Here is a 21,067-nt window from a genome sequence, read left to right as displayed (position 1 = left end):
TTTTCTCATGCTCAGAGCTTGTGCATATGCACAAAAAAATAGGTTGTCCCGTCAATATTATTGGGTTTGTAAGCGCAGTATACTCAGTTTAGAAAGCGTTATCAAATTACACACTGTATAGTGTCAAATTCTTATACTAGGGGGCAACTAGAGATGGAAGGCACAGTAATTAACTGGATGGGCGCGATTGCGGGATTGATTCTGGCCGTCGTATTGATTTTCAAAAAGGTTAACCCGGTCTACGCACTCTTTTTAGGCGCGATTGCCGGAGGAATATTAGGCGGGGCATCCATTGCAGAGACAGTACAATATGTCATCGACGGAACGAATAGTGTTATGGGGGCAGTTGTACGTGTTCTCGCAGCTGGTGTGCTGGCCGGGGTATTGATTGAATCAGGGGCAGCCGAACGAATGGCCGAGACCATAGTAGATAAGCTTGGCGAAAAGAAAGCGTTATTATCTATAGCGCTGGCAACTATGATTATTACAGCGGTAGGCGTATTCATCACAGTTGCTATCATTATTGTCGCTCCAATCGCTTTGTCCGTAGGTAAGAAGATCGGCATTTCCAAAACCGCTTTGCTGCTCGCACTGGTCGGTGGCGGTAAAGCCGGTAACATTATTTCACCGAACCCGAACACCATTGCCGTAGCTAAAGGCTTTGATGTAGATTTGGCTCAGGTCATGATTCATGGATTCATCCCAGCCATTGCGGGTCTGATTGTCACTGTTATTATTGCTAATCTGCTGGTCAACAAAGGTGTGAAAATTGCAGAGGGTGACGTTGTAACTAAAGAGGAAGACAGTACTAAGGTTAAACCTAGCTTTGGCCGTGCCATCGTCGCTCCAGTTGTCGCTATTTTACTTCTAGCCATTAACCCAATCGGAAATATTCTAAATATTGAATTGCTGAAATCATTTAAAGTCGATTCTATGATCATCTTGCCTCTTGCCGGCATTATTGGATTGATTGCTATGAAACAAACGAAGAACATCATTTCATTTACAACCTCAGGGTTAAATAAAATGACAGGTACAGCCATTATCCTGATTGGTGCTGGTGCTATCGCTGGTATTATCTCAAAATCGGATTTGAGTGCTACTGTTGTAGATGCAATAACGGCTATGGGGATTTCCGGAACGTTCCTTGCGCCAATTGCAGGGATCCTGATGGCGGCTGCTACAGCATCAACCTCTACGGCTTCTATCGTGGCTGCCGGATCATTTGGTCCCGCTATTCTTTCGATGGGCACAGCGCCGCTAAATGCAGCAATTATGGTGCACACCGGGGCTACAGTCATTGACCATCTGCCACACGGTAACTTCTTCCACGTGACCGCTGATTCCGTTAAGATGAACATTAAGGACCGGATGTCACTGATTCCTTATGAAAGTCTCGTGGGTCTGACGATGGCTATCGTCGCCACTATATTATACGGCTTCATCCTATAATTTATATTTGCAACTAGAAGGGACGGATATTCTATGAATAAAGACTTTGTCATCGTATTGGCACCGGATTCTTTCAAGGAAAGTATGACAGCCAAAGAAGCTTGTGAAGCCATGGAAAAAGGCATTCATAAAGTAAATTCTAATATTACTTGTATTCATGTACCCATGGCAGATGGCGGCGAAGGAACGATGCAGTCCTTGGTCGATGCAACGGAAGGTACAGTATATATAACAAAAGTTAAAGGGCCACTGGGCAATGAAGTTAGCGCATCCTACGGAATCACAGGAGACGGGCTGACAGGGGTGCTGGAAATGGCTAGTGCGAGTGGCATTCAGCTGGTATCCCCAGAGACACGTAACCCGTTGATTACAACTACCTACGGGACAGGACAATTAATCAAAGCATGTCTGGATCGTGGGGTCAGCAAGCTGCTGATCGGTATCGGTGGCAGTGCCACCAATGACGGAGGCGCCGGGATGGTGCAGGCATTAGGCGGCAGGCTGCTGGATGCCGAAGGCAATGAGCTGTTGTTTGGTGGTGGGGAGCTCGGCAGATTAGCCCGTATTGATCTGAGTGGATTTGACCCTCGCCTTAAGGATGTACAGGTTGAAGTGGCCTGCGACGTTACGAATCCATTATGTGGTCCGACTGGGGCTTCCAATGTATTTGGTCCGCAAAAAGGGGCTACTTCGGATATGATCAAACAGCTGGACAGCAATCTGCATCATTATGCGAGTGTCATCAAAGAGCAATTGGGTTTCGATATTATAGATATGTCTGGTGCTGGTGCAGCGGGTGGCCTTGGGGCAGGACTGGTGGTGTTCTTAAACGGAATATTAAAAAAGGGCATTGAGCTTGTGGTCGACTATACTGGACTTGAAGAAAAAGTGCAGCAGGCGGACATGGTGTGGACCGGGGAAGGAAGCATCGATTTCCAGACCCAATATGGCAAGACCCCGCTTGGCGTTGCTGAGGTCGCTAAGAAATATAATAAACCTGTGCTTGCTTTTGCGGGACGGATCGGCGATCAGACGGAAGTGCTGTATGATAAAGGGATTGATGCTATTTTTGGGATCATGCCAGGTGCAGCTTCATTGGAGGATGCCTTGAATAAAGGGCAAGAGAATCTGGAAAGAACGGCTGAGAATGTGGCTAGGTTAGTCATGTTGAACCAAGGAAGCTGATTGAATTATACAAAGTGATAGAGGGGCTGACTGAACGGAGTCAGCCCCTTTTTCTTTTTTAAGGTAGAAGCTTTCTGAGTAGAATATAAAGGGACAGGAGGTACAGACATGAAGATATCGAAATCACTTGCAGGACAAATAGCACAAGAAATGATGAGCGTAGTTCCTTATAACATTAATGTTATGGATGAGAGCGGCTTTATTGTGGGGAGCGGAGATCTGAAACGGGTCGGAACCTTACATGAGGGAGCGAGAATAGCCATTCAAAGTGGGCATGTCTTTGAAGTGTACGAGGATGGCAGCGGCATGAAGCCGGGGGTGAATGAACCCATTATTATAGATCATAAAGTTTTGGGTGTGGTAGGTATTACGGGACATCCAGATGAGGTTAGGCCGTTTAGTAAGCTGGTCAGAGTCACTACTATATTACTTATTGAGCAGGAAGCAAGGAACAAGCTGGAACAGGATGAGCGAGTAAAACGTGTGAAATTTTATCATGAATTGTCTTATCGTAAAGAAGCATATGATCTTGAGTTTCTGGAACGGGCGGGCAGTTATGGGCTTGATCTTAAGAAAAAATGCTGGGCGATCCTAGTGGAAGGCGATGTGAACGGAAAAGAATTCAAAAATGTATTTAGGTCCTATCCACATTACTGGAATTTGGAGAATGATAAGGCGGTTTTTTTTATAACGGATGTTTTTCTTTATAAAGAGCTCATAGGAAAACTAAATTCATGTGCGAATGTGGGGCGAATAGGTTCTGGCGAAGCAGAGGAGTTAGCTGCTTATTCACTTGAACAGGCCCAGGCGGCGATTAGTGTTGGTAGTAGAGTCGACCCGCTCAAGATACTGTACACTTATGAAGAACTAAGATTCTTAATTCATCTCTCCTATGACGGGGCAGAACGGCCCGGGACGATTTATGCTCTACTGGATCAGTCGGGCGATAAGACAGGCCTGATTGAAACACTGCAAGTATTTATTGCTGAGAATGGGGACCATAATCGTACTGTACAGAAGCTGAATATTCACCGAAATACACTGAACTACCGGCTTAATCGCATTCATACATTAACGGGCAAAAATCCACGCAACTACATGGAGTTGTTTGAATTGTTGTGCGGATTGATGTGGCGTAAGTAGTCTAAATCCCCCTATTCCAATTGCCATCCTGATTTTATAGGCATAAACTTAGATAAGCTTGTATAGATAAATTAGGACAGGGATGGATAGGAATGAATGAGAAAGTAGTAATGAATGATAAAGTAGTCATGCCATTATGGACCATGTGCCTTTTTATCGTAGTGATGAACACAACGATGTTTAATGTATCACTTCCAACCATTATTCAGGATCTCCAAATTTCTGCTGATCTAGGTTCATGGGTAATTTCGAGCTATTCGATTGGATATGCTTTATCGACGGTTATTTATAGCCGCTTATCAGACGTGGTGCCGATTCGGAGACTTTTGACCGTTGGCTTAATTACTCTCGGGTTGGCCTCAGTGTTTGGATTATTTGCGCATGACTTTAATACATTATTGATAACGAGAATAGTACAATCTGCTGGCGCGGGTGCGATGGCTGGATTGGGTCTCGTACTGGCTAGCCGTTATGTGCCTATTGAAAGACGTGGTGCGGCTATCGCCATGATCTCCGCAGGGAGTGCAATGGCCTTTGGTTTGGGCCCGATTTTTGGTGGTGTCATCAGTCAGTATTTTGGCTGGAACGGGTTATTCGGAATTACTTGCCTTGTGCTTGTTGTATTGCCAGTACTACTGCGGTTATTACCTAAGGAACAGCCGAAGCCTGCAAGCTTTGACGTTATTGGGGCGGCGCTGACCGTTGTAAATGCAGCAAGTCTGCTGGTAGCTGTAACCACCCAATCTCTGGTATGGTTGGCAGTGGGCGTAGTGTCTATTATCGTGCACGCTTGGTATTTGAAGAAGGCGAAGGAATCCTTTATTAACCCGCAGCTGCTAAAAATGCCGGGATACTTGAAGCTAGTTACCATAGGCTTTTGTATTCTGGTGCTGAACTTGGGGAATTTGTTCCTGATGCCGCTTGTACTCGCTAATCTGTTTGGTAAATCCGCGTTGATGATTGGTTTGTTTATCGCACCAGGTGCGTTATTATCTGCATTTCTTACCCGTTTTGTTGGACGTTTTATTGACCGGTATGGCAACTTGCGCTTCTTAATCATAGGGCATTGTATTCTTGCCGCTGTTATGGCTGCATTTGCGCTGAACCTTTCTGTATCTCCTGTAGTTCTTCTGCTTGGTTATCTTTGCTTCTCTCCGGCCTTCTCGGCGACAATGGCATCCTTAAATAATGAAGCTTCTCGGGTTCTTCCGCGAACTTGGATTGGTTCAGGTATGGGGCTTTTACAACTGATTCAGTTCTTTGGAGGTTCTGTATCTGTTGCGGTCTGTGGGCTGTTGCTGCATGCTCAGCGTGATCTTGCGCCGGCAAAAGCATATGAGCATGTATACGGACTGTTGCTCGTTGTCAGCTTGTGTTCGTTAGGAGTTCTCCTTTTATATAGACGTTCTTATTCCAAAAGTAATGCTGGGCAATCTATACAAGCTTAGAACTGAAACGAAAAGGTGATAAAAACGTATCAGATGCTATAGCAGATATAAGGAAGGAATGGTAATAATGGATAACGGGATGAGTGTAGTTTTAATCGAAAAAATGCCAGAAGGTGATCTACGAGTGATTGAAGAGCGTACGTGGAGCATGAATATGATAACTGCACTTGAACATGTCAATTATATAGTGGTGGGCAGTAAGGAATATGAGGCGGTTGAAGGACGACTGAATGTGGATGAAGGCAAGCTGGAGCTTTTGCTTGTTCCGATGCACACTGAGGGATAGAAGATCATCAGGGAAGGAGAACCTTACGATGGCTAAAGAAGAAAGGGATAAGGAATTGCCTGCATCAAAATTATTTACCGCAGATGGCAAACCCATCCGTGTATTATCAACATCGCTAGGCATAGCCTTATTAGCGAATGCTATGTTTATTCCTGGCGGAGCGGGGGCTAGCGCGAATACTTCTGCGGGCGAACCACAGCTAGTCTCTTGGTCTAATGAAGAGGTTAAAGCTTATTTTGATAAAAATGTGGATTGGAATATTCCCTACCCCGAAGAAGGTACGAAAGAGGTAGAGGAGCAAGGCCAAGGCGTAGTAACTTCAAACGGAACAACGGTAGTGAATAACTATGGCGGTTATCATTCAGGTTTTGGCTGGACGGATTTGCTTCTGTATCACATGTTGTTTAACAGCGGTGCCAATTACTCCTCCAGAGGATGGGCTAAGGACCGTCCTACCTATTATGGAGGCACGAGAACCACTTATAAACCACCTACTTATAGCAGCGAAAAGTTTCAGAATAAAAAGGTGCCCGGTTCTGTAGTGAAACCTAAAACCTCAACCTCATCCACGGGTTCCATCACGAGAAGAGGTTCCTCTTCAAAGAACGGAATCGGTGGCACTTCCAGTGGCTTAAACTCTTCGAAGAACTCTAAATCAAGCTCAGGCTCGAAATCTTCATCGAGATCTGGTTCCAGTAAGAGTGGTTTCGGCGGATGAGTGATCAGCAGAGCGTGTTTGAGATTCTAGATTTGTCTGATCTGGAGCGGGGCCCACGGGTACAAGCGCTGCATGAGCTTGGGTTCACTTGGGCAGATCTAGAGGAAGAAGAGTACTGGATGGATGCAATAGCTGTGATGCGCAGCGACATTTATAAAGAGCTTGAGGAAGCCTCCGCAAAGCTGTGGGCTATCCTCGATAAAGCGGTTCGGTATATACATCTAAAACGCGATTTGTATGAGCTGCTGGGCATTCCTCCTGTTCTTTGGGAGATGCTTGACGGGTTTTCTATTCCGGAAGAAGGTCTAATCAGTCGGTATGCAAGGTTCGATTTTGCGATAGCTAATGATGGAACCATCAAGCTTCTGGAACTGAATGCCGATACACCTACAGGTTATGTGGAGGCTTCCATAGCAACACCTTGGATCTGTGAACAGGCGGGTGTGACTAGTCCAAATCATGCGATGAAGGAACAACTTGCCGCAGCCTGGCAGATAGAACGACCAGATACCGCAGCTTGTGTTGCTTATGGCTCTCATCTTGAAGATTCGGGTACGATTGAAGCCTTGGCCAGACATAGCGGGCTTACTATTCAGTGTGTGGATTGTCTCGATCTGTGGGTCGATGAGGGCATTTTGAAGGACGGGGAGGACCGGGTGATAAAGCGGATGTTCGCCCTATATCCTAAAGAGTGGATGGCCGTCGATGAGGGTGGAGATGCACTTGCCTATGCTGTTGAACAGGGAAATCTTCAGCTTTTTAATGGACCGCACAGTATCCTGTTGCAGTCTAAGGGATTGATTGCAGCTGTGTGGGGAATGTATGAGCTTGGCTTATTATTTGACAATGAAGAGCGTGAGGCGATCTCACGTTATATTTTGCCGACTTATAATAAGCCTGTGTTCTCTGGCAGCTTTGTGTCCAAATCTGTATTTGGCCGCGAAGGCGGTTCTGTACGTCTCTTTGACGATAGTGGAACTCTAGAAATTGAGGACGAAGAGGGTTATGATAGCAGTCAGCTTTTTCCCTCTGTATATCAAAAAAGAGCTGAACTAGCCCGAATACACACCGCCAAAGGTGAATTCCACCTACTGACAGGCATGTTCGTCATTAATGGGAAGCCGTGTGGGCTGCTCGGCCGGGCTGGCGGACTGATTACGGGCAATGCCAGTCATTTTATCGCGTTGGGAGTGAGATAGTTGGATAAAAGTAAGGCTATAAACAAGTCGTCTACCAGATTAGTAAAGGCCCGGATCGGGGCTTTATGTATGATGCTTCTAACGGTATTGCTGCTTAGTGCATGTTCCAGTAATCAGGGGAGTGTGTTTGATTCAGGCACTGCCGAAACTTCTGACAGTGTTGCACGGGTACCTTGGGATTACCGGGTTGTGGAGAGTACTGTAGGTGATCTAATTGGTAGCGATATGACGGTGTTGCCGGATAATGAGCTGCTGCCGAATGATGAGAATTATGCTACTGGCGATAAAATATGGACACTGCAGTTCATGGACGCTGAGCTGATCACAGATGCCGACCAACGCAATGAAGTCCGCCTCTCTTCCTGGACGACCATTAAATCGTATCCCGATGAAAAAACAGCAGTCGAGGATCTTACCAACCTTAAGGTATCGGTAACTACAGATGTTGATCTTGTAGGAGTATACAAGACAAAATATAATGAGAAGACAAGAAACTTTGCCGTCCTCGAGCTGCCTTCCGGCAACCGGATCAAGCAGCCGATAGACGATGAGCGTTATGCAGCATTAGAGAAAGAAAAGACCGCTTCCGTAGTCCTTGAGGAAGTACATGATTTCGCCGATTATGACTCGGCATATGCGAAATTTCGGGGGTGGGCAAAGTGACGATTGTTGTTAATTTAATAGTCAGTATATTTGTGATTATTCTTCTGCAATTGTTGGGTATGGTTATCTTTGGCTTGATGACCCCGTTCAAGGATATGGAAGAGCTGAAAAAAGGGAATGTGGCTGTAGCTCTAGCGCTTGGCGGCAAATTTCTCGCTACAGCAATTATCATTGGAGTAGCGGCGTATACGAATACCTCTATTCTGCATATGATCATTTGGTTTGCTGTCGGTTATGTGTGCCTCATCGCTGCTTATTGGATTTTTGAATTGGCGACCCCAAGCTTTAAAATTTCAGAACATCTGGAAAAAGGCAATGTGGCAGTAGGCACCATGCTCTGCTTGGTGTTTATCGGCACAGCATTTGCAGTCAGCAGTTTGATTGTTTAGTTCACAAATCGCAGATGGACATGGATAAGGCTGCCCTCAGTAATAACCTCGAGAGGCAGCTTTATTAATGTGAGGAAGGGATGGCAGATGCATTTTTTTCTGAGAATATCCAACAGGATGATGCGTTTACGCAAACGGTCGATCGGTCTGATTATTTTGATCTTTATAATTCTTAGCGCATCGATAGCTTACCTGCTTGAACCGAGTACATTCCACAACTGGTTTAATGCCTTCTATTGGGTTATGACAACGATGGCCACCGTTGGGTATGGGGATTATTTTGCCGAGACGGTAGTTGGTAAGCTATTCACCATGTTTCTATATATTTTTGGGATTGGTCTTCTCAGCTTGGTTATTGGCAAGGTCATTGACTCTATTGCAGAGGTACAGAGAAGGAGAGGAGCAGGAACTTTGAGCTTCCGGGGAAAGGATCATGTGATATTAATCAATTGGAGTAAGAAAGCGCAAGCTGCGGTAGATGAGGTGTTATGCTATTCACCTAAATGTCATATCGTCATCATTGATGAGATAGGACGGCATCCGCTGGAGCATATGGAACAGGTCCACTTTGTAAGCGGTGATGCTTCCAGCGATGAGATTCTCCTTAAAGCTAACATACACGAAGCTAGGGCAGCCATTGTGTTCGGAGACACACGGATTGATGAAGCATCGCTAATTGACGGGAAATCTCTGCTTATCGCCTCCAGCATTGAGCGCATAGCGCCACAAGTACATACTACCGTAGAAATTATGCAGGAGAAGAATATACAGAATTTCAGGCATGTTCAGGTCAATGAATTCGTTCTGTCGCATGATGCCATTTCTAGATTGACTGTCCGATCCGCTCTGCAAGAGGGGAATTCAGAGGTGATTACGCAGCTGCTGAGCCGCCAGTATGGGGATGATATTTATGAGATTCCAGTGAATAGTGCATGGAAGACCTATGGGCAGGCGTTTCAGGAATTGCTCCTTCAAGGTGCAACTTTACTCTCGGATCGTAGTGACCTTAGCATCAATCGCAAGCTGGACCAGCCTATTCCTAAAGAGGCTAGATTATATATTGTTTCGGATGAAGAGACGTATCGGAGAATTAAAGGTTAGGTCAGTGATAAGCGAGTAAAGCGGATTTTCGGGAGAATGGCTTCTCGGAATTCCGCTTCTTTTTGTTTGCCGTTCCTTCCTTAAGGGTAAGAGATGAATATTATCGTTACTCTACCTTTCGGAAGGAGCCATTGTTAATGAGTGAACAGCAAAAAGTGAACGGAAATAGCAAAAATGAGCAACTGGAACAGTTTCGCAGTAAGGACGAAGGTCACGCTTTAACAACCAATCAGGGATTGAAAGTGTCCGAGGATGAGTTCTCCCTAAAAGCCGGTGACCGGGGGCCAACCTTGCTGGAGGATTTTCATTTTCGGGAAAAAATGACCCATTTTGATCACGAGCGGATTCCTGAGCGGATCGTGCATGCACGCGGATTTGCCGCCCACGGGGAGTTTGAAGTATATAAATCGTTGAAAGAATATACGAAGGCGAAATTCCTTCAAGATCCATCCGTGAAGACCCCGGTGTTTGTCCGGTTCTCAACGGTAGCAGGATCACGGGGTTCAGCCGAAACTGTGCGGGATGCCCGGGGCTTCTCGACCAAATTTTATACCGAAGAAGGCAATTATGATTTGGTAGGCAATAATATGCCGGTCTTTTTTATACAGGATGCGATTAAGTTCCCTGATCTAGTGCATGCGCTTAAGCCGGAGCCGCATAATGAAATGCCTCAGGCAGCATCAGCCCATGATACCTTCTGGGATTTCATCGCCAATAATCAGGAATCGGCCCATATGGCGATGTGGCTGATGTCTGACCGCGCCATTCCGCGAAGCTTCCGGATGATGGAAGGGTTTGGAGTTCACACCTTCCGTCTGATCAATGAACAGGGGAAAGCGCATTTTGTTAAATTCCATTGGAAACCAGTGCTTGGTGTACACTCTTTGGTGTGGGACGAAGCACAGAAAATATCCGGAGCGGACCCTGACTTTCACCGCCGTGATTTATGGGAATCGATTGAAGCCGGCAACTTTCCGGAATACGAGCTGGGCATTCAGCTTCTTAGTGAAGAAGACGAATTCAAGTTTGATTTCGATGTGCTGGACCCTACAAAGCTATGGCCAGAGGAAGACGTGCCCGTGCAGATCGTTGGGAAAATGACCTTGAACCGCAACGTGGATAATGTTTTTGCCGAAACGGAGCAGGTGGCTTTCCACCCCGGACATGTAGTGCCAGGGATTGATTTCACCAATGACCCCCTACTTCAGGGCAGATTGTTCTCTTATACGGATACCCAGCTGATTCGGCTTGGAGGTCCTAACTTCCACGAACTGCCGATCAATAGACCGGTTTGTCCTTTTCACAACAACCAGCGTGACGGATATGGGCGGCAGACGATTAATCAGGGCACTGTGAGTTATCATAATAATTCTCTGGCCCAAAACACGCCGAGACCTGTCCCAGAGGCTGAAGGCGGTTATGTGCATTATCAAGAAAAGGTTGAGGGCCGTAAGGTACGGAGCCGGAGTAAAAGCTTTGAGGATCATTTTTCACAAGCCAAGTTATTCTGGAATAGTATGAGCCCTCCGGAACAATTGCATATTATCGAAGCTTATTCTTTTGAGCTTGGAAAGGTTAAGAGTAAGTCGGTCCGACAGCAGGTCGTAAATATGCTTGCTAACATTACCTCCGAGCTTGCTGTACCTGTGGCAGAAGCCATTGGAGTAGCGGCTCCAGAAGTTGGCGGTTCCGAGGTCACTCAAGCTTCCCCTGCCTTAAGTCAGGCTAATACGAAAAAACATCCCAACACGCGGAAAGTAGGCGTGATTATCGGAGATGGTTTTGATGAAGCTGCGGTAATGCCTGTGTTGGACACGCTTATGGGAGCTGGGATACAACCGGAGCTAATCAGTGATAAGCTTGGATTTATTAAAGGCTCAAGCGGCACAGAGCTTGAAGTCATCCATACCTTGTCCACTACAGATTCGGTGCTCTTCGATGCGATTTATGCGGCTGGTGGAAATGCGGAACGCAAGAAATTCCATAAAGATGCAGCGTTATTCCTCAACCAAGCCTATGCACATTTTAAACCTATCGCGATGACGACAATACTTGCTGAGCTGCTTGCAACAGATGAACATAGAAGCAGTCCGGGAGTCATAATAGGCGATGGTGGGGAAGTTTTCGCGGCTAGCTTCGTTGCAGCCATTACTGCCCATCGTTTTTGGGAACGTATGGAATAAAGTAAGTAGATGACAGAAAAAGGAGGATCTGCTCGTCAGAAGGCGTGTGGATGCCTCTTTTTTTTCATCTAATGGTTTCATAAATTTAACATTTGGATTAAGGATGTGATGTATATTACCGTTATAGATAATACTAGGCAATATAAGCAGATGCTTAGAGAGGTGATTTTTTGAGGAAAGAGATAGCTGTTGCTGTAGTGGTACTTACAGGTTTTACAGCATTAACAGCATGCGAGCAAACAGCAATGCCGGCATCAACACCCTCGCCCTCCGCGAATGTTCATACAACAGAGCCACCGAATCCTACGGGTTCGGCTAATAATGATATGGGGGACCTTTCACAGGAATTGGATGCTTTAGAGCAATTTATTGTTACGAAGCTTACCGGCTCGTCCGGTGTTTATACGAATTTAATTGAAACAGAGCAATCCGGGGAAGCAGCAAGCGGCCATGAGATTCTAAGTGAGTCTGCCTCTCTGAGGATGCTGGCAGCCGTACGGAGTGGTGAGAAAGAGCGATTTGCAGAAGAATGGGCGCTGGCTAAGCAAACCTTTGATATGAAGGGTGGTTTTAGCTACCGATATAGCCCTAAACAGCAGAAATTATATCCTGTGAATGCTGCCGTTGATGACTTACGTATCATTCGTGCGCTTTATGAAGCGGGGGATACGTTTAGAGATAAACAATATACAGAAGAAGCGGCTAAGTATGGTGAGAGGTTTTATAACTATAATGTAAAAAATGGATATATGTATGACTTCTATGATGAAAATTACAAAAAAACCAACACATTCGTTACTTTATGTTATATTGATTTAGGTACAATGCAAAAATTGTCGGTTTCTGGAGAATCTCGTGACTTTTTGTTGAATAATATGAGCGTTATTCTGAAAGATGGATATTTATCAGATGAGTTTCCCTTCTATGAAACAAGGTTTAATTATGAGAGTGGAACCTATAGTTCGGAGAATATCAATACAGTAGAATCGCTACTGTCTATTCTGGCTTTGGCAGAGGTAGACCAGCAGAAATCCTCCAGCATTAATTTTATCAAGCAGCAGGTCGAGGCTGGCACATTATATGGACAATATTCGCGTGAGGGAAAGCCGCTTAACGATATTCGCTCAACAGCCATTTACGCCATTACGGCTATGATTGGTGCCGAGATCGGAGACGATGCACTCTATCGCAAAAGCATTGAAAGAATGAACGAGTTCAGAATAACCGATGCCGGCAGCTCACTGTATGGAGGCTTCGGCGATGTAGCTAGTGGCCAAGCCTATTCCTTTGACAATCTGATGGCATCATTGGCCTATGTCTATTAATTTAAACCTATAGTAACGAAGGTGAATCTGCATGATAAACAACACGGTGAAATCACCTCTGAGGCAGGGGATGACACTCGCTAACCTACCGTTGCCATTGTCCCCGGCTTTTATCACTGCTGTTGGAGTGTTGCTTATAACCATCATCGCCTTATTTACCGCCCCGTATGTCGGAATGGCGGATAATGGTGATTTTTTTCGCAGCATCTATAGTAACGGAATTTATTTCAATCTGCCGGATTATGACGAGCAATACTTTGGTTATTTTGTAAAGCAATATGGAATCTTTCAATATTTTAATGAGAATGGCGCGACATTATTTTCTTCACAGTCCCTATTTATCCAGCTGGCCATTGGACTTAATAAGCTGTTTTTTAGCAGCGAGGTTTTCGATATCCGGTTTCAAGCAGTCATTTACACGATTTTATATGTTGCGGCGATCTACTTATTAATAGAGGCTATTACATGGGGGATGACCCGCAAGCAGGGATGGGTCACTGCAGGTATTGCTATTTTTATATTTGGAGATACCGGGTATACCGCTTATTTCAACTCCTTTTACGGTGAGAGCGTCGTGATGATCACGATGATTACTATGTTCGCAGCTTGGTTGTTGTTATATCAAAAAAGATACAATGACTACGTGCTGCTGGCCCTGTTCTTGATCAGTACGATTATCCTGACTACTTCCAAGCAGCAAAATGCGCCAGTGGGTATAATCATTGCGGTTCTGGGGTGTTCAATCCTTTGGATTCGCAGGGATAAGATCTTTCGTATTCTGACCCTGGTTTCCCTTGCTTTGATCCTGTTCGCAGGTGTGTTCACTTATTTGAATATCTCGGATGAGTTCGTGAATATTAACCAGTTCCATGCCATGACCCGAGGGGTGCTGAAGGATTCCTCCGATCCGGAGAAGGCACTGAAGTCATTCGATATTGATGAACAATATGCCATCTTGAAAAATAGCATTTACTACGAGAAATACGGAACTATTGATGTGAATTCGCCGATCCTCCAAGAGAACTTTTACAGTCGTTACGGATTTGTTTCGATCCTTAAATACTATATATCGAATCCGGATCAGCTTAACTCGATTCTTAATGTAGCTGCTCAAAGTGCATTCTCGATTAAACCAGCGGCGATGGGCAATTACGAGCAATCTGTTGGGAAGGAATTTCGAGCACAGAGTCACTTTTTTACTGGATACAGTCAGCTGAAAAAGGCTTTAGCACCACGAACGATAGGTTTTATCTTCCTTTGGACAGTGCTTGTCATCGGTCTGTATATGCCTTCCTTTGTAACAGCCATTAAGGCACGCAATTTTAGAGGATTGCAGCGGATGGTATTGATTGTCGCTACGATAGGCATTGGTCTTTCAGGCATTTTTGTATCGATTATCGGTGCCGGTGATGCCGACATTTCCAAGCATGAATTCTTGTTCACTTTATCTTTTGATTTGGTGACCTTTTTGACAGTATCTAGTGTGATCGGACGCAGATTCTCCAAAAATCGCAAAAAGCCGGTTAACGAGAGCCCCACCATGTCTAGTCCATTTACAAAGCCTCAAAAGGATGTGAGTGTTTGAAGCGCAGAGGGATCTTATACTGTATATTGCTGCTGACGCTGAGCTTAACCATCCTATTGCTGCCCGCCACTCCTGTTCAATCTGCTGCATCGCCACAACAAGTCTTACTGCTCTATGACAGCCTTGCCAAGGGGACCTCTAAGGATGGAAATGTGACTGAACTTCAACGTCTGCTGGCAGCTTACTCGACAAAGGTTACACTTCGAAGCCTAGATCAATACGAGCAGGGGATGCTGAAAAATTACTCCAGAGTGATCATGGTCCGTAACGAAGCGGATATTTCGATCACGAATAAATCCTATATAGAGGATTGGGAGCATTATCAGGGGCAGTATTTGCATATCGGGTACAACCCACCCGCTAGTCTAACGAAGGCGTTACAGCTAACCACTGATGTGATCTATGACGGGAGTGCTGAGCTCGAAATCGGACAGTTCTCCGGAATTCAAGCTAAGGTGCAGGATATGCCTTATATTGTAGCGAGTCAGGCGGTCAAATCCTTCGGTCAACTCTCTTTTGCGGAGGAGGGTCTGCAAGCACCGTACGCTGTGAGTAAGGGGAATGATACATATGCCCCATATTTTGAACAAGGGAATGTCAGTACGCTGGGGATGGCGTATGTTCTGAAGGATTGGCTCCATATCACTACTGCTCCTAAAATGTACCTTGCGATCAAAGAAATCTATCCTTTCTCCGATCTGCAACTGCTGGCAGAAACGGGTGAGCGGCTGTATCAACTGGGGATTCCGTTTCTTGCAAGTGTGCGGCCTGTGTTCAGCAATACCGATTATCCGGCCATGCAGCGTTATTTAGTGGCCATGAAAAGTGTGCAATCCAGCAATGGAAGCATTCTGGTCAATGCTCCAGTGGTGATGCCAACGATAAGCTCCAGTGACCATACGCTTAAAGGAAAGATGAATGATTTCATCAATCTGTTGGCCGAAAACGGGCTTGGGCCGCTTGGAGTCGGAGCGGAAATGCATTGGTCGTATGACAAAGAGTATTCAGAATCGGGGATGAGCTTTTTTGATTCCGTGGTGTTGTATCCGGATGAACAGATTGATTATATGGAGCAGAGCGACACCTCTAAATCCTTTCCATCCTCTTTATATAGCGTTCCGCTGGAATTTCTTCAAGCTTTGCATACATCCAATAAAGTGATACCGCATTTGCCGATGGATACTGTAATCACCGTCGACATGCCCGAGGATGAGCGTCAGCTTGAAGAAATGCTGCGAAGTCTGGAACGGAATTGGGTTTCTTTTGCCGATTATAAGCAAGAAGAGCATCAGGTCGTTACTGATCAGAACACAATCTCCTCATTAGATGGAATGATTTCTATTAATGGACAACCTCTAAGCCTGGACTATACACCGGAAACAGTGGATAGCGATTATCGCTACACAGAGGAGCAGCAAAAGAGCTTCACCCGACTTTTTAATATTCAGAATCAATTTTTTATTGTTGTGATCATGATTTCTCTGCTGCTGTTTGGCGGATTGTTAATGATCGGATACCGGTTATATCGCAGAAAGTTTTTGAAATGAGACAACTAATCGTGATTTGGAGGACCCTATGACGATTTCAGACGTGCTGATGGTGATTGCGGTGATCTGTATTTGGTCTCTGCTGCTGGTGAATGTGACCCTCATTATCGCGGGCTATCTATATTACATTAAATCCGAAAATGAGGATATACCAGAGATAGAGGGCGAATATCCTTTTGTTTCAATTATGGTTCCCGCTCACAATGAGGGGGTAGTGATTTGTAAGACGGTTGAATCTCTGCTGGCGCTGGATTATCCGCAAGATCGGTATGAGATTATTGTGATTAATGATAACTCCTCTGATAACAGTGCCGAGCTGCTTGCGGGCATACAATCCCGAAATCCGGGGCGTCAGCTGGTAGTCATTAATACGGATGCAGTTACAGGAGGCAAAGGCAAATCCAATGCCTTGAATATAGGCTTTACCAGCTGTAAAGGGGAGCTAATCGCCATTTATGATGCCGACAATACTCCGGAGAAAACAGCTTTGCGTTATCTGGTTGCTGAGATCATGCATGATTCCAGCCTCGGTGCGGTGATTGGGAAGTTCCGGACCCGTAATCGTGATGCAAGTTTACTGACCCGGTTCATTAATATTGAGACCTTATCCTTTCAATGGATGGCTCAAGCGGGACGCTGGAAGCTGTTCAAGCTTTGCACTATTCCGGGAACCAATTTCATTATGCGCAGGTCAATTGTGGAAAGCATCGGTGGTTGGGATGTTAAAGCGATAGCCGAGGATACAGAAATCAGCTTCCGGATTTATATGATGGGTTACCAAATCAAGTTCCAGCCGAAATCCGTCACGTGGGAGCAGGAACCACAGACCCTGAAGGTCTGGTTCAAGCAGCGAACCCGCTGGGCGAAGGGCAATATTTATGTCATTGTCAAAAATATTCCGCTGCTGTTCAATAAATCGGCCGCAAAGGTGCGGTTCGATATTCTTTATTTTCTATCCATTTACTTCTTGCTGCTGCTGTCGTTAATCACCTCGGATGTGCTGCTGATCCTGCATGCTTTGGGTTATGTGCATACTACTATTGCAGGTCTTAGTAATTTCTTATGGCTGCTCGCTATTATTCTTTTCGTTGTGGGGACCTTCATCACGCTAACGACAGAAAAGGGCGAGATGAGCTTGTCCAATCTAGGGATTGTAATGTTGATGTATGTGTCTTATTGCCAGCTGTGGATGGTTGTCGCGGCTAACGGATTATATCTATATCTGAAAGACCTCATCTTCAAAAGAGAAGCCAAATGGTATAAGACGGAGCGCTACTAACGGGGCACCAAAAAGTCATATGAGAAAAATGTAATCACAGGAGAAACAGAACATGAAGATAAAAAAACAGCTGGTTATACTGTTAACCTGCCTCTCCCTTTTGTTAATTCCAACCCATCCTGCTGCCGCAGAGACGTTGCCGCAGGATCATAAGTCCACTTATACAACTTCATTTACGGGAACAGACTCGTCCTTAACTGGTTCGAGTGCCCAGCAGCAATATTTTGAGGTTCTGGATTATTGGAATGTGGATCAAGTAAAGATCAAACTGCATTTTCAAATTTCACAAATTACCGAAGAGCAGATTTCTAGTGTTACCTTAACGCTAAACGGCAGCCCGTTCTATACGTTTCGTCCGTCACTACAAGACAACGGCGAACAGCTGTTGACCCTTGCGGCGCCCAAGGGGTTTCTGAAAAAAGGGACGAATACGCTGGGCATTCAGGGCTATTTGAAGACAGATCGTCAAGATGACCTCTTTTGTTCGGTCGATGAAACGTCGGATAATTGGCTGCATCTGTTCAATACGTCCAGTGTTAACGTGATTTATACCGCAAAGCCCTTGAGTGGAGGGATCAGTGACTTCAGCGAGCGATTCGCCGGGATAGATACCTTAACAAAGAATCAGAGTATTCTGACTGTACCGGACAAAAGCACGGCGGCAGAAATGGAAGCAGCCACTTATGCTCTCTCCGGGTTTGTTAAGGGGATTACGTTAAATGATGAGACTATTCCCTTGCTTCCCTACCGGGCAGACACTGTGCAGAATAAGGCCGCAGTTGTACTGGTAGCTATGTATGACAGAGTACCAAGCGAACTGAAAGCTCAGCTAAGCTCCACTGAAGATTTGGGTACGCACGCGCTGCTCCAGCTAGTGAATAAGGATACCCAGCCCACCTTGGTTGTAACCTCGAAGGATGAGAACTTGCTGATTAAAGCGGGTCGTTTGATTGCTAATCCAGAGCTGATCGGGCAGATCACCAGTGATCTGAAAACAGTAACGGATGCTACAGAAGTATCAGCACCTGCGCTTTCGATTAGCTCTAACATCACGTTCACTGAGACAGGTGATAAACTGACCGGGGCACATCATCAGGAGCAGACGTATTTTATTTCATTGCCAGCGAACCGCTCGATTGCCGATTCCGGTAAAATCAGCCTGGATTTCCGTTATGCACAGAATTTGGATTTTACTCGTTCATTGGTTACCGTGAGCATCAATAATACTCCGATTGGCAGTAAGAAGCTGACCAAGGAACTGGCGAATGGCGATATTCTTAATCTCTCGGTGCCTCAGAATTTGAATATCTCCGGAAATTTCTCGGTGACAGTGGCTTTTGATTTGGAGATCGAAGGAGCCAGATGTATTATCGATCGGGACCAAATGCCGTGGGCTTATATCAGTAAAGATTCTGTAATGCAGCTGAATACGAAGGATCGCACGGATCTCTTATTTAATAACTATCCATATCCGTTCATTCGCGATGGGATCTATAATCATGTGGCGGTTGTACTGCCCGAACAAATGGATGATTACGCCTATTTAAGTGTATCGAATATCTTTAATCTGCTTGGTAAATATGCCAGCGGAAATATAGGGAATATCCAGTTCTATACCGATACCGTCAACGCCGATCATTTGAAAAATAATAATATCATCGCTATTGGTGCTTATAAGAATAATAAGGTGATCCGTGATCAGAATGCTAAGCTTTATTTTCAATATAACGGAGATGGAACCACAATTCGCTCCAATGAGAAAATGAGTATTGAAGAGCAATACGGCGCACGAATCGGAACACTGCAGCTGATTGATTCGCCATTTGAGGCGGGACGTGCATTGCTCGCGGTTACGGGGGTCAGCTCGGAAGAGTATTACTTAGGATCGAAGCTGCTCGCTACAGAGCGGGATAAATGGAAGGTGTTTGGCGATGGCGCAATCGTTGATAAAGACGGTAATGTCAGCGCACACCGCTTCAAAACAATCACTGGAGCAGCCGAGGACTCTGTGGCCCAGAAAATAATGGAACGGTCGGATGTACTCAGTTTTATCATCGTGATTTTACTGGTGCTGACGCTGGTAGTTCTATCGCTGATCCTACTGCTTCGCAAACACATGAAGAAACGTGGTGATAAGCGTGAGACGTAATCGCAGCTTAGTGTCGGACATCGCTCTCTTATCATTCCTGGTGTTATCGTTCCTCTGTATCGTCTTTATTGCAGGTGCACCGGATGATTACCTCCAGAATATTATCATTTTAACGGTGGCTTTTATTCTGGCCATTGTTACGTATTTTACGACGGTCACTGCGGGGCTGGTCTTGAATCTGGTGTTTATCTTTGCTTACGGATTCTACACGATGTACCAGACGATAACGCTGGGGGAAACGATTAGCCTGAATACTTATTTCTGGTTAATTATGACTCCGCTATTAACGGTCGTTCTATGGGTATTCACTTTAAGCAGCCGTGATTTGCAGGTGGAGAATGAGCAGCTACGCAAAAAGACTGCCAATATGGCTATCGTAGATGAAAACACAAATTTGCGGAACAGTATTTCTTTTCAGACGGATGCTACATTATTTACAAGCATTTCGACCCGCTATCAGATTCCGCTCACCCTGCTAGTGGTGAAGGTGAAGTATTGGAAAGAGATCAGACGGATCATTCCTGAAGATCAGCTGGCAGAAGCTATCTATGACGTGTCTCAGCTTAGTCAGGCGAGTATTCGTACCAATGATGCACTCTATCTGCTAGATAAGGATGAAGCAACATGGGGCCTGCTGCTGTTCACGGACAGCGATGGGGCGAAGATTGTGATCGAGCGGATTAAGCTCAAGCTTCAGGAGTTGAATGACAATAATTTCTCCAGAAAATATAAGGTCAGCCTGGGTCTTAAGATTGGGGCGGTCGAATACCAAGCCGGCACGATTGAGAATCCGCTGGATTTCATTGTTCAGGCCAAAAAACAGCTGGAGTACGACGTGTAGGCCAGCTTAAAAATCAACGGTTTCACTATCAGCCTCTGTATGGATGGCGATGAGCACGCTTGCCGGCTCATCGCCTTTATTTATGACCAGATGTGGCACACAGGCATTCCAGCTAAAGGAATCCCCCGCTTGGAACATCCCGAAATCTTCACCTTGCTCCGCATAAACCTCACCTTTTATTACTAAATGGACCTCTTTGCCTTCGTGCGCCTGCGGAGTTTCACCCGTAGAAGTACCCGGAGGGAAATGGACAAGCACCATTCGTACACCACCTGCCGAGCTTAAATGCTCAACTTGCAGTTTATCACTTCCGCTACTGGTGATTTGCCGCTCCTTGGAGCGTACCACCTGCATCCGCTCTTCCTTTTTTAACAGCAAATAAGCCAACGGAACGTTCAGCGCATCCGCAATCAGGCTAAGGGTTGCAATCGAAGGAGAGGTCTTATTAGTCTCAACTTGGCTCATAAAACCTTGTGACAGGCCAGTAGTTTCACAGATTTGGGCAATCGTAATATGTTTTCTTTTACGGATTGTACGAATGTTTGAACCTATATTCATTAGTAAAGCCCCTTTT

General features: G+C 45.4%; 18 protein-coding genes. 17 read left to right on the top strand and 1 reads right to left on the bottom strand.

Going from position 1 to position 21,067, the window contains the following annotated elements; genetic code table 11:
• Positions 1 to 153: 153 nt before the first annotated feature.
• The 17 genes from MHI51_RS29545 to MHI51_RS29465 all read left to right on the top strand — a co-directional run bounded on the left by MHI51_RS29545 (position 154) and on the right by MHI51_RS29465 (position 20,493).
• A complete protein-coding gene (locus tag MHI51_RS29545) occupies positions 154 to 1,452 on the top strand; it encodes a GntP family permease (protein ID WP_076218260.1) in 1,299 nt (432 codons plus the stop codon).
• A gap of 33 nt (positions 1,453 to 1,485) precedes the next feature.
• The gene (locus MHI51_RS29540; protein WP_405173446.1) at positions 1,486 to 2,637 is read left to right on the top strand and encodes a glycerate kinase; all 1,152 of its coding nucleotides are present in this window, start codon (positions 1,486 to 1,488) and stop codon (positions 2,635 to 2,637) included.
• A gap of 108 nt (positions 2,638 to 2,745) precedes the next feature.
• The gene (locus tag MHI51_RS29535) at positions 2,746 to 3,780 is read left to right on the top strand and encodes a sugar diacid recognition domain-containing protein (protein ID WP_076181893.1); all 1,035 of its coding nucleotides are present in this window, start codon (positions 2,746 to 2,748) and stop codon (positions 3,778 to 3,780) included.
• A gap of 92 nt (positions 3,781 to 3,872) precedes the next feature.
• Positions 3,873 to 5,228 carry an MFS transporter gene (locus tag MHI51_RS29530; RefSeq protein WP_256718952.1) on the top strand — a complete coding sequence of 452 codons (1,356 nt, stop codon included), beginning with the start codon at positions 3,873 to 3,875 and terminating at the stop codon, positions 5,226 to 5,228.
• A 67-nt stretch (positions 5,229 to 5,295) separates the two neighbouring features.
• Entirely contained in the window at positions 5,296 to 5,514 is a 219-nt protein-coding gene (locus MHI51_RS29525; protein WP_036682196.1) for a hypothetical protein, read from the top strand.
• Between the two features lie 28 nt (positions 5,515 to 5,542).
• The gene (locus tag MHI51_RS29520) at positions 5,543 to 6,232 is read left to right on the top strand and encodes a hypothetical protein (RefSeq protein ID WP_076124098.1); all 690 of its coding nucleotides are present in this window, start codon (positions 5,543 to 5,545) and stop codon (positions 6,230 to 6,232) included.
• Positions 6,229 to 7,431 carry a glutathionylspermidine synthase family protein gene (locus MHI51_RS29515; RefSeq protein ID WP_076218257.1) on the top strand — a complete coding sequence of 401 codons (1,203 nt, stop codon included), beginning with the start codon at positions 6,229 to 6,231 and terminating at the stop codon, positions 7,429 to 7,431. Before MHI51_RS29520 ends, MHI51_RS29515 begins: the two co-directional genes overlap by 4 nt.
• Positions 7,432 to 7,500: 69 nt before the next feature.
• Complete coding sequence (locus MHI51_RS29510; protein ID WP_232061559.1) at positions 7,501 to 8,094, top strand: hypothetical protein; 594 nt, start codon at positions 7,501 to 7,503, stop codon at positions 8,092 to 8,094.
• Positions 8,091 to 8,483 (top strand): DUF350 domain-containing protein, encoded by a 393-nt coding sequence (locus MHI51_RS29505; protein WP_038573772.1) that lies wholly within the window; start codon positions 8,091 to 8,093, stop codon positions 8,481 to 8,483. The genes MHI51_RS29510 and MHI51_RS29505 overlap by 4 nt, the downstream gene beginning before the upstream one ends.
• Positions 8,484 to 8,570: 87 nt before the next feature.
• Positions 8,571 to 9,584: a potassium channel family protein gene (locus MHI51_RS29500; protein WP_405173445.1), complete on the top strand. Its 1,014-nt coding sequence runs from the start codon at positions 8,571 to 8,573 to the stop codon at positions 9,582 to 9,584.
• A 137-nt stretch (positions 9,585 to 9,721) separates the two neighbouring features.
• The gene (locus tag MHI51_RS29495) at positions 9,722 to 11,767 is read left to right on the top strand and encodes a catalase (RefSeq protein WP_076218254.1); all 2,046 of its coding nucleotides are present in this window, start codon (positions 9,722 to 9,724) and stop codon (positions 11,765 to 11,767) included.
• Between the two features lie 170 nt (positions 11,768 to 11,937).
• Positions 11,938 to 13,092, top strand: a complete 1,155-nt coding sequence (locus tag MHI51_RS29490) for a glycosyl hydrolase family 8 (protein WP_081387421.1) — start codon at positions 11,938 to 11,940, stop codon at positions 13,090 to 13,092.
• A 31-nt stretch (positions 13,093 to 13,123) separates the two neighbouring features.
• A complete protein-coding gene (locus tag MHI51_RS29485) occupies positions 13,124 to 14,677 on the top strand; it encodes a hypothetical protein (RefSeq protein WP_076276275.1) in 1,554 nt (517 codons plus the stop codon).
• Entirely contained in the window at positions 14,674 to 16,224 is a 1,551-nt protein-coding gene (locus MHI51_RS29480; RefSeq protein ID WP_405173444.1) for a hypothetical protein, read from the top strand. Before MHI51_RS29485 ends, MHI51_RS29480 begins: the two co-directional genes overlap by 4 nt.
• A 28-nt stretch (positions 16,225 to 16,252) precedes the next feature.
• Positions 16,253 to 17,503 (top strand): glycosyltransferase, encoded by a 1,251-nt coding sequence (locus MHI51_RS29475; RefSeq protein ID WP_036682179.1) that lies wholly within the window; start codon positions 16,253 to 16,255, stop codon positions 17,501 to 17,503.
• A gap of 52 nt (positions 17,504 to 17,555) precedes the next feature.
• The gene (locus tag MHI51_RS29470; RefSeq protein ID WP_076276273.1) at positions 17,556 to 19,652 is read left to right on the top strand and encodes a cellulose biosynthesis cyclic di-GMP-binding regulatory protein BcsB; all 2,097 of its coding nucleotides are present in this window, start codon (positions 17,556 to 17,558) and stop codon (positions 19,650 to 19,652) included.
• The gene (locus MHI51_RS29465) at positions 19,642 to 20,493 is read left to right on the top strand and encodes a diguanylate cyclase domain-containing protein (RefSeq protein ID WP_036682174.1); all 852 of its coding nucleotides are present in this window, start codon (positions 19,642 to 19,644) and stop codon (positions 20,491 to 20,493) included. Before MHI51_RS29470 ends, MHI51_RS29465 begins: the two co-directional genes overlap by 11 nt.
• A 6-nt stretch (positions 20,494 to 20,499) precedes the next feature.
• Here MHI51_RS29465 and MHI51_RS29460 read toward each other — a convergent pair whose 3' ends face one another.
• The gene (locus tag MHI51_RS29460; RefSeq protein ID WP_076191653.1) at positions 20,500 to 21,051 is read right to left on the bottom strand and encodes a helix-turn-helix transcriptional regulator; all 552 of its coding nucleotides are present in this window, start codon (positions 21,049 to 21,051) and stop codon (positions 20,500 to 20,502) included.
• Positions 21,052 to 21,067: the final 16 nt, after the last annotated feature.

The sequence above is a fragment of the Paenibacillus sp. FSL H8-0260 genome, assembly GCF_045040625.1.
Lineage (GTDB): Bacteria > Bacillota > Bacilli > Paenibacillales > Paenibacillaceae > Paenibacillus_AQ > Paenibacillus_AQ odorifer.
The sequence above is the reverse complement of the archived record's forward strand: the minus strand, read 5'-3'. Positions and strand labels throughout refer to the sequence as shown.